Below are 15016 nucleotides of genomic sequence, written 5' to 3' on the forward strand. Positions count from 1 at the left end.
CAACAATTAAACCATCAATCTCTGCAGCAGGAAATAGATAGTCATCTTTTTAAACCTGGCCTTTAAAAAATAAAAGTAAGCAGCAGCATCAGAGTTTTGCTGATAAATAATACGATATTGATCTGACAACGGGATCAACTTATCTATATCGTTCATCGTAAACTTTCTAATTTTCATATATTCTCCGGCATATAATGTTGGCAATCTTCATCAATTTTAAAAAAAGCCCTCATCAGTAAGAATTGAACGAATCATTGAATATGCACATTTTGCAGCTTTACCATTGCATCCTGCAATTCTAATCAGATTCTTATCTCTCACTATTTTAGGATATCCAGATTGTGTTAGAGTAAACATGCAGGGTTTAATTGCTACATTCTGAATGTTACTAAACTTTTCTTTAATGAAATAAATTGCATCTGCATGCTTATATTCCCTCGAACTTGAATTTCTAAACCAATCGATAATTGAAGACTTGGAATCGAGACACTCCGGCTGTATTTCCGAAAATCCTATTTTCAACTGACCAACACAACGAACTTTGTCATATTGGTATACACCGTAACATTCTGTAAATTTTTCATGAGAAATGGGTACTAAAAAACAAAAATCTTTAACTCCTGCATCATGTTCAAAGAAGTACAACGATTTCCCAGCAACCTTACCAATAGATAAGTCATCTAAACAAATATAAGCCCCCCTTGTATCAATTATGCGCTTACATACAAAAGTACGCATTTTCGACTGAACATAATAATGAGAAAACATTTTGCTATATTCTATGTTTGCTATGTTTTCAATAAATTTTACTCCATTTTCAACTGCCATACTTTTCAATGTATTGATGTAAAGCATCGGATTCAGAATTGCACCATTTCTAGGTGCTCCGTCTATACTCTCGGTGCTTTCCGCTTGTGCATGCAGCTTTTGCCAGGCATGTGTTGACTGATAAAAATTTACATCCCGGTAGAACGGACTATCCAAATTAACTGATATTTCTTTATTAAATTTATCAGATTCTTTAGCCATATCATTCCAATATGGATCTTGATCATCGAAATGCACAATCCTAGATTCATCAAAATGACTAGAATATATTTCATTTCTAAAAGCATATGGTGTTGATATATTTAAAATATTTCCGTATTTTTCAGACAATAAATAGGTAGCCATTGAACCTAAAATGCCATTGCCCAAAACTATGATATCATAAATCATAATTCAAACTCTAACTTAGAAAACTCATAATGTTCATAATTATTTAATTTATTATCACAACTTTTTTTTAAAACATAACTATATTTAGGTGCAATCGGGTATAGCAAATTTTGTAAAGTCTTATACACATCATCTTTTGTAATCTCACCAGCATGGATCATTCTTTGCAGATGCTTTAACTTAAGTTCACAGTCTTTTGCTATCTCCCTTATAGAAAATTGCCCTTTCTCCTGAACAGAAAGAAATAACTTATCCCCTAGTTTACCATTTGTTCTTTTATTTTCTATTTGATCACAGGATGTCAAAATATCATTGAGCAGTGAGCAAAACCTTCTCCCTTCAACCAAAAAATGCTCCAGGATAAAGCTTTGTTCAGAATATTCAGGTGCAAATTTTGCCAAATAAAATCGAATCGCATCAGAATTGTATTTCTGCGCAAGATCGATTGCCCAAATAGCATGTCCCTTACTGGTTGAAAATTTATCTGAATCCAAGTTATAAAATTGATTCGTATAAAATTCTGAGACTTTTGGCAGTTCCTTTTTAATACGTAATCCTGCTACTTGTAATGCCTGATGAAGAAAAACATAAAAAAATGAATTATCAAAACCTAAAAATTGTACATACTCCTCTTCACCTGTCATTTCGCCTGACGCTTTATTCAAAAAATAAAAGTGTCCAGGATACATCTCAGCCCATACATTCAAAACTTGACCTTGCAATCCCAAATCTTCAAGTTTAATTCCACGAGGTAGCTTATGTGATAATATTACCTTTGGTAATCGATTAATTAATATTCTGTCGACAAGTAATTTTAACCGTGGACGCATCGAGATATTTGATAAATTTTTTTCGATCTCTCGTCTGAACTCTTCTAAATCAATGACTAATCTTGGTTCATTTTTTTTAATTAGTCGTGATGGGTTGTAATTAATGAGATCTGTTCCATTGTTGGGAAAACCACACGTTTCACAAATTCCACCACAACACTCATCAAAACATTCTTTACATATTCCAGATATAAAGGACTCAATCGGATATTGATTCGTAATTGGGTCATAATAAACTTCTGTTTCAACAATTTTAATTTGTTCAGACTTATATAAATCACTAAAAAAACTTGTAACATAATCTTCATACTCTTTATCATGTTCTCCAAAGAGGTTAATATCAATCGAGAATGATTCAAGAACTTCAAGGATTTCGTGTTTTGACTTTTTAATTAATTCAGTCGGGAAAACATTTAACCGCTCAGCGGTTTTATCTACATAGGATTGATTATCATCAGTGCTGATACAATAAACGGTTTTTTCTTTACATTTTTGAATTCTTTTGTATATATCAGCGGCAAGATATGGCCCACTCATGTGACCTAAATGTAAGCTACCGTTTGGGGTTGGTGGTGGTGAAACAATAAACATCCTTGGTGAATTATTTCCACTAATCATTTTTACTCCATTTATTTTAATCACTGCTTTAAATACGATAGACTGAAATCACCGCTATTATCGGTCGCTCATCAAAAACTTTGATAATTTATCTAAAAGTCAATGTATCAGATCTTATTTTTTGAACATCTCATAAGTTTTCTTATGACCTCATATACAACACCTCTATCGTAAACCAGACTTTCCTTATGCTGAAAAATCTCTTACGACTTAGATACCGATCGCAATAAGCCGCTAAACTTTTGACGAGCGATCTGCAAAAAATAATGATTTTAATCTCCACCATTTATCGATGAATCCCTTCTATACGGTTTTACAGATGCCCCTCACGAAATCAAACAACACAACAACCAAAATGAAACAATGTACAGATAATAAGTCAACTATGTTAACATTTCCAGACATAAAGATGAATTAACCAACAAAAAACACACCTTATATTGACAATATTGTAATTAATAATGTGACTCTGCTTCCGTGGGTATCATTACTTGTCTTGAATGCGATTAAATACTTCTATCGGATGGTTTTCGACACCACCTCCCCTCCTTGAATACTCAGATCCATTTAATAAGCGCACCAAATATTGATTCAAAGTATTCAACCCTGTACGAAAAATTTAATTTATCTGAAAATAACTTTTCCTCTCCGATTTCATCGATAACTCCGAGATTCAGACCACCGAGGAATCAATTTCTGATGCTTTTTGATTGATTGTCAGAAAGATGAGGAAACTTTAGTTTTTTATATCACTATCAATTGACTTATTATTGATGTAACTATTTTTAATGTTCTCAGTTCACAGGATGAAAACGTTCACAGTGACGACTCAGACTATCCGCAGATAATATTCAATACTGTCTTATTTCATCAGTCGCCGTTGATAAACTCTTGGCAGGACGTCAGACAGCCTCAGCACCGCATCAGAGGCTTTCCTGAAAGTTAAATAGTATTTATCGTGACACAATTCACCAGGGCTAGAGCACACTTTGTAAAAAACGTTAACAAATGCCTATCATGCAAACATTTAGTATGTTTTTAGCTCAATTTCTATAGGCGTTAAAACGTAAAAGTGCATATATAGGCGTAATTATTGCCTCGGAATGCAATGTTGATGCGATTTAACAAAGTATGCTCCTGCCCTGCACAATTCACTGAGCCACTGATTCGAGGTCATCTCTATTGCAAAGCAAACCTCATCACTTTATATCGGTGACACTACCGACTCACTTTGTAGGTCGATAGAGCATTTTCAATCTGGCTTTCCGGCGTTGTATCAGCGAATAAATGGTAACCAGGTGCAACAATTTTCGAGAATGATTCAATACGAATCTCAAAAATGTTCTTTATCGGATACTTTTCATCAGCCAATTTGCGTAACTCAGACAAGTAGCCTTCCCACCGACTATCTTCCTGGTTTACAATCCTTGCACTTCCGGTAACCTTAAACCCGCGTTGTTCAAAAACATCAACGAAAGACACACAGACTTGAGGATTCAGCAGAATGTTTGTTTCGCTCCCTGGTGAAGCAATGTTTGCAATGAGCATCAATGTCTCATCTAAGAGCGTAAAAATCTCTTTCGGAGATACATTGGGTCGTGAATCATGTCCAACAGTCGCTAACCAGCACAAAACACTTCTGTCAGCGTACTCTTTCAGCTGCATTTTTCGTCTCCTGAGAATACCGTTGCATAATTTTTAATATCCGCTTCATTCATTGTCAAAAAAAAAAGCAGACAGACATCACACCTTCGAATAATTTCATTTCTACCCCCTGTATTGCCCCATTGCTGAACGGCAATGAAGCGGTTGAATCCCCATCAATGTGCACAGGAAAAACTACATCGCTCAGGACAAGACGCGATGAAGATATGTGAATCGGAGGTACATACGAATGATTTGCCGCAACACGGTGGCAACGTGGTTTCCCGTTCAGAGATTCGTCACCAGACAAGTGATTCAGCCCGACTGATTATCTGCGCGAAAAAAAGCCCCGAGTCTAACTCGGGGCCGTTCTTCAATATCAGCATGACTTTCTGCTATGCATGCAGCAGCGCCATGGATTCTCTGGCGATCACCCATTCTTCATTGGTCGGAATCACCATCGCCATAGGGGTATTGGGTTTAGTGATCACGCCTTTTTCGCCGAAACGGGCGTTAGCATTACCCGTGGCATCTTCGCGGTAGCCGAAAATTTTCAGGTACTTAAGCACTTCACTGCGTACCGGCAGGGAGTTTTCACCAATGCCGCCAGTAAATACGATGGCATCCAACTCTTCCAATGCCACCATGTAAGAAGCAATGTATTTCGCCACCCGGTAAGTGAAGATTTCGAAAGCCAGTTTCGCACCGGCATGGCCTTCTTCCATGGCTTCAACAATGCCGCGACAGTCGCTGGTTAAGCCGGAAACACCCAGGAAGCCTGCTTCTTTGTTCAGGGCTTGCTGCACATCCGCCTGACTCCAGCCTTTGTTGATCAGGAAATCCACGATACCCGGGTCTAAATCGCCGCAGCGGGTGCCCATCATCAGGCCGGCTGTTGGGGTAAAGCCCATACTGGTATCAACACTCTGGCCATTACGCACCGCACAAATCGATGCACCGTTGCCTAAATGCACAGTGATCACATTGGTTTTTTCTGCCGGTTTCCCCAGCTGTTTGGCCGCTTCCTGACTAACAAAGAAATGGCTGGTGCCGTGAAAGCCATAGCGACGGATACCCAAGTCCTGATAAAGCTTCTGAGGCAACGCATAGCGATACGCTTTAGCAGGCATACTTTGATGGAAGGCTGTGTCGAACACTGCGTACTGCGGCAGGTAGGGGAAAGCACTGATCGCCGCGCGGATGCCGATAACGTGCGCCGGATTATGCAATGGCGCCAGCTCACTCAGCGCTTCAATCTCTGTCAGCACATGTTCATCGATTTTCACAGTTTCACTGAAACGCTCGCCGCCATGAACCACACGGTGGCCAATGGCAATGATGTCCTGCTTCAGGCCCAGTTCATCGAGCAATAGCACCAGACGATCAATCGCCTGCTGATGATGATTGCCTGTCGCTTCCAGCGCAAAGCTGGATTTCTCACCGTCATAGTTCCAGCTGACAGAGGCATCGCTGAGACCAAAGCACTCCCCCAGCCCTGTCAGTCTTGCATCACCACTGACGGCATCGATCAAAGCAAATTTAAGCGAAGAGCTTCCGGAATTAATAACGAGTACAAGTGAATGGCGCATGGGGATTCCACCAGAAGATTGTCGGCTTATTTGGCACTCAGTGCCCCCTGACAACAGATGTTGTCGGCACAGATGCTAATAAATTGATGTGGAGCAACAGATTCATAGCATCTTGTGCTGCACCATAATACTCAATTTTTTTTGAATGATTCAACACAATATTCAAATTTAATGTAAAAATACAAAATTTTTTTGCAAGGAATCAAAAAACAGAGCGATAGTTCAACAAAGAGAAGAGATGTACATCCGCTGATCCGTCACGGGTATAGCGCCTAGTTCGCTTCAGACGAAGACAGATACCTTTGGTACATAGCCTCAACGTCGTTGCTGCACATCACATCCATATTGGCTTTCAGCATGGATAATGGCCAGTCCCACCACTTCATTTCCAGAAGCTTAGCCACCTCGCTGCCGTTAAACCGTGACTTAACAACTCTGCCAGGATTACCGACCACTATACTGTAAGGCGGAACATCTTTGGTGACCACTGCCCGCGCGCCGATCACTGAGCCATCACCTATGTGTACACCTGGCATTATGACGCACTCACTGCCGATCCAGACATCATTGCCGATAACCGTATCACCCGCTCTGGCAAAACCGGCTTTAACTTTGTCACCAAATTCACTCACCTCAAACGGGTAAGACGATATCCAATCGTGTCTGTGTCCCTGATTGCCTGCCAGCATAAAAATGGCACCCGAAGCGATCGAGCAGAATTTACCTATGATGAGTTTATCGACCTCACCAAAAATGCCGGATTCCCACACCGCTTTTGTGGAGTGATCGCCCATCAGGTAACGTACGCAATGATCTTCAAAGTGCTTGTCGTGGTAATAGCCGGAATAGTAAGTAAAGTCCCCGACAATAATGTTCGGGTTAGTCACTTTTTTATTCAGCTCATAACCACCAAGCCAGGAAGGAAAGATAGTCGCCATCATTACCTCATACTCAAACATGCGCAAAAAACTGCGACTTTTTATGTCAGTATAATGTAACTGTCTGGAAGCAGCCGCGCTATGCTGTCACCCAACTAAGACAACAACTCAGCAACGGCTGAAAAATGGCAGAGATTTCGCTTATGCGGATGACACTGACTCAGCAGCGATCATTTCACCGCTCCAGTCTTTTTTTGCCGTATTTTGTGAACCGTTACCCTGCCTGGACGCAGAAGGATCAGGATTCGTTTGCACCGCTGAATCCACATCAATGTCTTCATTGATGCGGCCTAAAGCGGCGTCCAGCTCAGCATCAGTCGGACGGTATTTAGACCTGTCATACATTTTGTCGAGCAAATCCATGGTGGAATGCACAGGTACTGGCGGGTTGTGCAAATACTTATAAATCTGCTTCGCCACTTTCTGAACATTCAAAATTGACTCAATGCCCACATGCTGAACCGCTGTATCCCGCTCTTTTTTGGCATCCAGATATCCCGAAGCAAACGCCACAGAAAACCAGATATACGCAACAGCGGCATCGGTCACATTGGTAACTGGCTGGTCATTGTTCAGATGCATTTTCCCCGCCAGATACTGGGCCTCCAGGTTGCCGAGCTCGGCCGCTTTCTCCAGCCAGTAAATGGCTCGCCGGCGATCTCGCGTCGCCCCCACTCCGGTCTGGAAACAATAGGCGACTTTAATACAGCCCATCGCATCGTTATTCACGGCCGACTTTAAACGCCAGAAAAAGGCACGACGCGGCGATGGGGTCGGATTCGACTCCACCACGTACCAGTCACCCAGAAACAGCTGTGCCGGCACATATTCCATTTCAGCCGCTTTGATCAGGTGGCCGACACCCGAAGTGGTATTGATCGCAGTACCATAGCCTCGGATCTCAAAACGACCGAGTTCAAACAAGGCCTCTGGTTCATTGTTGTTTGATTTGACCAGGCACTCCCAATAGCGCGACTTGGCCTCACCGTGAGGATCATCAACATCCTGACGACTCAACCGTGCCAACGCATTCTGTCCGATTTCATTCCCTAGTTCAGCAGCTTTCTGGTACCAGCCTAATGCCACACGGAGATTGCCAACTTCATTTTCCTTCGCTAACGATAAAATGCTGGGAATATGACCTGACTGCGCCTTTTTGACTTTTTCTTCGTGTTCAACAGCCTTTGCCTGTTCTAATACCTGTCGGTATTTTTCATCCTTGAGTGCCTGCTCTCTGGCAGCCTCACGAACGTCTTTCATCAGTGCAAAATACCGGGAAACCGCCACAATCAGCAATACAATGCCCAGGCAAACGCCTAAACCGAGTTGTGACATAACCCCTCTTAAAACAAATCTGTATTCTTTGTAATAACGGCATTTTGGGATAAATCTAAAGTTATATTTTCTCTGATTTTGAAGCTGGTCAGATCAGGGTACCGAAAACAGCACAAAAATCCCGGTTTGAGCAGAGATTCTGCGAAAACCGGGACAGAAAAATCACCAATGTCTGCGACGCTTAATCCAGCGAAATGCCGTTCACAGCCAGGCTGACTTCCACATTTCCGCGTACGGCATTGGAGTAAGGGCATACCTGATGGGCTGACCTCACCAGTTCAATGGCTGCTTGATCATCCATCGTCAGTTCAACGGACAAATCAACCGCTAACGCAAAAGCGCCACTTTCTTTAGCCAGTAACCGAACCTTTGCTTCTGTCGGTGCTTCACGCAAGCCCAGTTTCTGAAGACCCGCAATATGCAGCACTGCATTTGAGAAACAAGCCGAGTAACCCGCGGCAAAGAGTTGCTCTGGATTCGTAGCTTCTCCGCTGCCGCCAAGTGCTTTGGGATAGCTCAGAGAAACATCCAGCAAACCATCATCACTCTTCACCTGACCATTGCGACCAGCGCTTGCTTTTGCGGAAGTGGTGTAAATTGTTTTCATCAGATAACCTCTAACAATTAAGTTGTGTGCAATTTAATTTCACGCAATCTTATATCGATTTTCAGTTCGAACGCAAGTATATTGTGCGCAATTTAATTGAACTCTATCCATTCAGGAGATGGAACATGGCCAATTCCACTGAAATACCAGCCCGAGTCACACTGGATGACATGATCTGTTTTTCGCTGTACAGCGCTTCTAACGCCATGATCCGCGCTTATCGGCCCATACTGGATGCGCTCAATCTCACTTATTCGCAATACATAGTGATGTTGGTGATGTGGGAAAAAGAATGCCTGAGTGTCAAAGCGTTAGGCGAGAAAGTTCATCTCGATTCAGGCACATTAACACCGCTGCTGAAACGCCTTGAAGGGAAAGGACTGGTCAGTCGCAAACGCAGTGAAACGGATGAACGAGTTCGCGAGATCAGCCTGACAGATGCAGGCAAAGCCCTGCAGCAGAACGCGCAGCAAGTGCCAGCCGCATTGTTTTGCAAACTGGATATGCCGCTGGAAACACTAAAAGCCCTCAAATCCACCTGCGATACGCTCTATGCGCAACTGTCTGCTGTAGAGTAACGGGTAAAAAAAATGCGCAGCCAAAGCTGCGCATTCAGAGAGTCAGGGTTTGCTAAAGGTTTTAGTCAAACTCTTTCAGATTCTTCTCATAGGTATCGAACTGGGCGTGCAATTCTGAAGACGCTCCCCCTGTCATTTTGCTGACTACAAGAATGGCAACCGTAGCAAAGACAAATCCGGGAACAATTTCATACATGTCGAAGATGCCGCCTGTCAGTTGTTTCCAGATAACCACGGTCAGGGCACCGATAACAATACCCGCCAATGCGCCGTTACGGTTCATTTCTTTCCAGTACAGGCTCAGCAGCAGAGCAGGACCGAATGCGGCACCAAAGCCCGCCCAGGCGTAAGACACCAGACCCAGCACTGTGCTGTCAGGATTCATTGCCAGCATCAGTGCAATAATCGACAGTACGATAACCGCCACACGACCCACAGTAACGATTTCTTCTGTTGAGGCGTTTTTACGGATCACTTGCTTGTAAAAATCTTCAGCCAGCGCGGAAGACGACACCAGCAACTGGGAGTCAGCCGTACTCATGATCGCCGCCAGAATCGCCGCCAGCAGGATGCCGGCCAGCACTGGATGGAAAATGGCATTCACCAGCAACATGAAGATTTTTTCACCATCTGCCAGATTACCGCCCAGCTGGTTATCGGCATACAGAATACCGACCAGACCCACCAGGATCGCACCGGCCATAGACAGCGCCGACCAAATCACAGCGATACGACGCGCCGTTGTGATATCACGGTTAGAACGGGTGGCGTTAAAACGTGCCAGGATGTGAGGCTGACCAAAATAACCCAGGCCCCAGGCGGCCAGAGAAATAATACTGATTACCGTCAGCGGCTCACCTTTCACGTCGTTAAACAAGGTCATTAATTCCGGGTTCTTGGCTTCCAGAGACGCCGCCAGATCGCCAAAACCGCCTTGCATTGCTGCGATAGGCACTATCATCAGTGCCGCCGCCATCAGCAGGCCCTGCACCAGGTCAGTCCAGGATACCGCCAGGAAGCCACCAAACAGGGTGTAAGACACTACGCAGAGCGTACCAATCACAACGGCAATTTTGTAATCCATACCGAATACGGTTTCAAACAACTTACCGCCTGCCACTAAACCTGAACTGGTATAGAAGAGGAAAAACAACAAAATGAAGAAGGCTGAAATTGTCTGAATGAGCTTGGAGTTATCTTTAAAGCGGTTCGACAGATACTCAGGAATGGTGATCGCATTTTCAGCGGTAATGGTATAAGTACGAAGACGCTTGGCACAAATCAGCCAGTTCAGGTAAGTACCTAACAACAGGCCACCCGCCAGCCACAGTGATTCGATACCCGCTGCAAAGGCATAGCCCGGCAATCCGAGTAATAGCCAGCCACTCATATCAGAAGCACCGGCAGACAGTGCCGCTGGCCAAGGCCCTAGCGAACGACCACCAAGAAAGTAATCAGATGAGTTGGCAGTACGTTTATAGGCGTAATAACCGATTGCAAGCATAGCAATCAGATACACGATAAACGTGCTTGTGATAGCAAAGCTATTTTCTATCATGTTTGAGTTCCCTCATTATTGTTGCTCCCGTCATTGCAAGAGCTTATTGAATGATGCTGATTTAGTTCAGCCTCTGTGCTGACTGGGTTCTGCTCCACCTCGTACAACGTACCTGAGAGTCCTTGTTAAAAAACCGCCAATCCATCGATTGACGGTTCAGGTCACGAGTCACTGGTAACAGTCACCATCAACATTAATGTGCTTCTTCGCCACTCCCCAATTCCAACAGCGTCGCGTTTCCGCCCACCGCCGTGATATTGATGGTACGTGTTCTTTCAGTTACGAAACGCAGCGAATAAGTCGGGCTGCCAATCACAGGATAAGATTCAAAATCCGACTCTGCAATCAACTGGCCCAGCAGCCCGTCACGGGCAGCTAAATCACGGGACAGCGACAAAGCTGTCTCGCGCTTTCCTGCAAACACCACACCGGCAACACCAGCATGGCGTACTAACACGTCAAGTTCGTTAGTGCTCACTGACTGTACAACGCCTTTCGGAAGTTCAGCCTTTTCCAATTCAGTGACAATTTGCTGAGCTGATTTCTCGTACCCTTCCGGCAGAGACAACAGCACAGTATTCCCGGTTACCAAAGCGGCCGTCAGTTGGCCGGCAACTGCCACCAGAGGGGTTGTCGCTTCGGCTGTGACCACAAAAATACCGCGGCCGGCGCAATACAGTTCATTGGTTTCACCGGTTGGCCCTGGCATTAATTCCGTTTCTGCCACATGCTCGTTGGCATTGCGGCACTGAAACGCCACCATAGCTGCCACTTCCGCGTCGAGCGTGCTGCTCCACTGAGTCAGCTTAGTAATACGTTTTTCATAGCCCTGGCCATTCCAGTTTTCCCAGGCTGCATTGCTCTGATCGACGAGCGCTTGAATACTAGTTGTCATCTTTCTTTCCTTCCCAATTCCGGCAGCCATTACGCAGTGAACACATCTTTAGTGAAGCGATACAGGTAGTGCGGGCCCCCTGCTTTCGGGCCTGTACCAGACAGACCCTGGCCACCAAATGGCTGAACACCCACCACAGCACCAACCTGATCGCGGTTGATGTAGCAGTTACCCACACGGGCACGGCGTTCAATATGGCTGTACGTACGCTCGTTACGGCTGTGAACACCCATAGTCAGACCAAAGCCTGTTTGGTTGATTTGGTCAATCACCTGATCCAGCTCGTTTGCCTTAAAGCGCACGATATGCAGAATCGGGCCGAAGTTTTCATTCTGCAGTACCTTGATACCGCGAATTTCAAACGCCGTCGGCAGAACAAAATCACCATGGCTGCAATCTGGGCTTATGCTGGCCTGAGCCACCATTTTGGCCTGATTTTTCAGCGCGCCAATATGGGTCAGCAATTTCTGCTTGGCGGTTTTATCAATAACAGGGCCAACATCGGTGCTGTGCAGTTCAGGACGGCCCACCGACAATTCGGCCATAGCGCCTTTGATCAACGTGATGATGCGATCCGCCACGTCTTCCTGTACAAACAGCACCCGCAGCGCCGAACAACGCTGACCGGCTGACGCAAATGCCGAGCGAACCACATCGCGCACAACCTGCTCAGGCAGTGCCGTACTGTCGACAATCATGGCGTTCTGACCACCGGTTTCCGCGATGAAAGGAACAGGATCGCAGTCACGCGCCGCCAGTGTGCGGTTGATGCGCTGTGCCGTCTCTGTCGAGCCGGTAAAGGCCACACCCGCAATACGTTCATCAGAAGTCAGCACTGAGCCCACTTCCGCACCACGACCAGGTACGAACTGGATGACACCCGCAGGTACGCCTGCTTCCAGCATCATCTGGATTGCACGGAACGCAATCAGCGAGGTTTGTTCAGCCGGTTTACACACCACTGTGTTACCCGCTGCCAGTGCCGCCGATACCTGACCCAGGAAAATCGCCAGAGGGAAGTTCCACGGACTGATACAGGCAAAGACACCGCGTCCCTGATACGACAAGGTGCGTGACTGGCCATCAAAAGCAACCACTGATTTGCCTTGCGCTAATTCCGTGGCCGCCTGATGGGAGTAAAAACGCAGGAAGTCTACCGCCTCGCGGATTTCGTCAATACTGTCCTGAATGGTTTTACCCGCTTCACGATGACACAGTGCGACCAGTTCACCGGTATTTTCTTCCAGCAGATCAGCCAGGCGCTGCAGGCAGGCACCGCGCTCTTTGGCAGGAGTGTCAGACCAGCCAGGGAAGGCTTCGGCGGCGACATCAATCGCTTTTGCTACCAGATCGCTTGAGGCAAAAGCCACTTCACCAACAGATTCACGACGGTCGTAAGGGGCCGTAACGTGGAAAATATCGCCTGACTGTACTTCGCCATTAACGATAGGGCCGGCTATCCAGTGATGCGTTTTGAATGCTTCGACCGAATCACGGAAAGGGGTCCATTCAGATTCGATCTCAATGTTAATACCGGCCGAGTTCTTGCGATCGTCACCAAAAATATCTTTTGGCAAAGGAATTAAGTGGTTATGCAGGGTTGGGCGCGAGCGCAGCACATCAACCGGGTGCTGTACCAGAGAGTCAATCGGACAGCGCGCATCAACCAGGCGGTGTACAAAAGAACTGTTGGCGCCGTTTTCCAGCAGGCGGCGTACCAGGTAAGGCAGCAAGTCTTTGTGGCTGCCGACCGGTGCGTAAATACGCACATTCACACCGTAGATGTCCATCACATGGTTATACAGTGCATCGCCCATACCGTGCAGGCGCTGGAATTCGAAATCGCGGTGTGTGGCCATCGCCAGAATGGCAGTGACAGTGTGTGCATTGTGGCTCGCAAATTGCGGGAAAATCAGGCCACGAACATGGGCAGACAGCAGGAAGCGGGCACACGCCAGATAAGAGGTATCCGTCGCCTCTTTACGGGTATAAACCGGATAGCCTTCATAACCGCTTTGCTGACACATTTTCAGCTCGCTGTCCCAGTAAGCGCCTTTCACCAGACGCAGTGGGATCACATCGCCCTGCTCTTTACTCAGCGCCGCCAGCCAGGTCAGCACAGGCAGAGCACGTTTCGAATAGGCCTGCACAACCAGACCAAAACGCCCCCAGCCTTGCACTGTTTCTGAACGGTACAGTTTTTCAAACAGTTTCAGCGACAGTTCCAGTCGATCCGCTTCTTCAGCATCAATGGTGATACCAACGTTCAGCGCACGGGCGCGTTTCAGCAGCTCCAGCACTGTGTCGTACATTTCTGTCAGCACACGGCCTTCATTGGACACATCGTAGCGCGGATGCAATGCCGACAGTTTAATGGACACAGTCGGGCAAGGTGAGTTGGAGTGCTTTTTATTATCCAGACCCACAGCCTCGATAGCTTCAATGTAATCATTAAAGTATTTCTTGGCGTCGTCCTGGGTCAGCGCCGCTTCGCCGAGCATATCAAAGGAATACGTGAAGCCTTTATCACGCTTGGCCTGACCGTTCTTCATCGCTTCAGCGATGGACCGTCCCAGTACGAACTGGTGACCCATGATTTTCATGGCCTGATGCATCGCCTTGCGAATAACAGGTTCAGACATCTTATTGGTCAGACGGTTGATCACCCGGGCCGGGCTGCCATCTTCCTTAGATTCCATGCTGACGACTTTACCGGTCAGCATCAGGCCCCAGGTAGAAGCATTCACAAACAGGGAATCAGAGTTTTTAAGGTGAGACTTCCAGTCCGCCACGCTCAGCTTATCGCGGATAAGTGCATCAGCAGTGGCCGTATCCGGGATACGCATCAGGGCTTCGGCCAGACACATCAGCAGGATGCCTTCTTTGGTGTCCAGGCTGTATTCCAGCAGCAAGGCATCGATCATCTGGATCGCGGTACGATCTGCGCGCACCTGCTCGATCAGGCGTGTTGCCTTCTCGACAGTGAACTGGCGTTCTTGTTCAGAAGGCTCAGCCAGGGACAACAGTTGTTCCAGCCAGGCAGATTCTTCTACCGAGTATAACGGTGAAATCTGCTGCCATAGTGCATCTAAAGGTTGCTCAATAAAAGATGGCTGAAGGGCATCTGCCGCATTGAACATAGTCATTCCCTCAATATAGTGGACCTGAATAACCATCAACACAGTTTGTCATGTGATTCAGGATAA

11 protein-coding genes are annotated in these 15016 nt (G+C 46.0%); 1 reads left to right on the plus strand and 10 read right to left on the minus strand.

Translation table 11 applies throughout. The annotated features are described in order from the left end of the window. Window positions 1-216: 216 nt before the first annotated feature. From KCG43_RS11750 to KCG43_RS11780, 7 genes are all read right to left on the minus strand, one after another. Window positions 217-1218 (minus strand): hypothetical protein, encoded by a 1002-nt coding sequence (locus KCG43_RS11750; protein WP_218385037.1) that lies wholly within the window; start codon window positions 1216-1218, stop codon window positions 217-219. Next, on the minus strand, window positions 1215-2666 hold the full coding sequence (locus KCG43_RS11755) for a class I tRNA ligase family protein (RefSeq protein ID WP_218385039.1): 1452 nt from the start codon (window positions 2664-2666) through the stop codon (window positions 1215-1217). Before KCG43_RS11755 ends, KCG43_RS11750 begins: the two co-directional genes overlap by 4 nt. Window positions 2667-3884: 1218 nt before the next feature. Further along, window positions 3885-4331 (minus strand): pyridoxamine 5'-phosphate oxidase family protein, encoded by a 447-nt coding sequence (locus KCG43_RS11760; RefSeq protein ID WP_218385041.1) that lies wholly within the window; start codon window positions 4329-4331, stop codon window positions 3885-3887. Window positions 4332-4705: 374 nt separating this feature from the next. After that, window positions 4706-5899 (minus strand): acetate/propionate family kinase, encoded by a 1194-nt coding sequence (locus KCG43_RS11765; protein WP_218385043.1) that lies wholly within the window; start codon window positions 5897-5899, stop codon window positions 4706-4708. Window positions 5900-6171: 272 nt separating this feature from the next. Then, complete coding sequence (locus tag KCG43_RS11770) at window positions 6172-6837, minus strand: CatB-related O-acetyltransferase (RefSeq protein WP_370630687.1); 666 nt, start codon at window positions 6835-6837, stop codon at window positions 6172-6174. A gap of 141 nt (window positions 6838-6978) precedes the next feature. After that, window positions 6979-8172, minus strand: a complete 1194-nt coding sequence (locus KCG43_RS11775) for a tetratricopeptide repeat protein (protein ID WP_218385047.1) — start codon at window positions 8170-8172, stop codon at window positions 6979-6981. Between the two features lie 181 nt (window positions 8173-8353). Next, the gene (locus tag KCG43_RS11780) at window positions 8354-8779 is read right to left on the minus strand and encodes an organic hydroperoxide resistance protein (protein ID WP_218385049.1); all 426 of its coding nucleotides are present in this window, start codon (window positions 8777-8779) and stop codon (window positions 8354-8356) included. Window positions 8780-8904: 125 nt separating this feature from the next. Here KCG43_RS11780 and KCG43_RS11785 point away from each other — a divergent pair, with 125 nt between their 5' ends. Beyond that, complete coding sequence (locus tag KCG43_RS11785) at window positions 8905-9357, plus strand: MarR family winged helix-turn-helix transcriptional regulator (protein WP_218385052.1); 453 nt, start codon at window positions 8905-8907, stop codon at window positions 9355-9357. Window positions 9358-9418: 61 nt separating this feature from the next. Here the strand turns inward: KCG43_RS11785 and putP are convergent, their stop codons facing one another. The 3 genes from putP to putA form a co-directional block, all read right to left on the minus strand. After that, on the minus strand, window positions 9419-10915 hold the full coding sequence (gene putP, locus KCG43_RS11790) for a sodium/proline symporter PutP (protein WP_218385054.1): 1497 nt from the start codon (window positions 10913-10915) through the stop codon (window positions 9419-9421). A gap of 193 nt (window positions 10916-11108) precedes the next feature. Then, window positions 11109-11810, minus strand: a complete 702-nt coding sequence (locus KCG43_RS11795; RefSeq protein ID WP_192016128.1) for an aldehyde dehydrogenase family protein — start codon at window positions 11808-11810, stop codon at window positions 11109-11111. Window positions 11811-11839: 29 nt separating this feature from the next. Then, window positions 11840-14950: a bifunctional proline dehydrogenase/L-glutamate gamma-semialdehyde dehydrogenase PutA gene (gene putA, locus KCG43_RS11800; RefSeq protein ID WP_218385056.1), complete on the minus strand. Its 3111-nt coding sequence runs from the start codon at window positions 14948-14950 to the stop codon at window positions 11840-11842. Between the last annotated feature and the right edge of the window lie 66 nt (window positions 14951-15016).

The sequence above is a fragment of the Photobacterium sp. WH24 genome, from assembly GCF_019204055.1.
Classification (GTDB): Bacteria; Pseudomonadota; Gammaproteobacteria; order Enterobacterales; family Vibrionaceae; genus Photobacterium; species Photobacterium arenosum.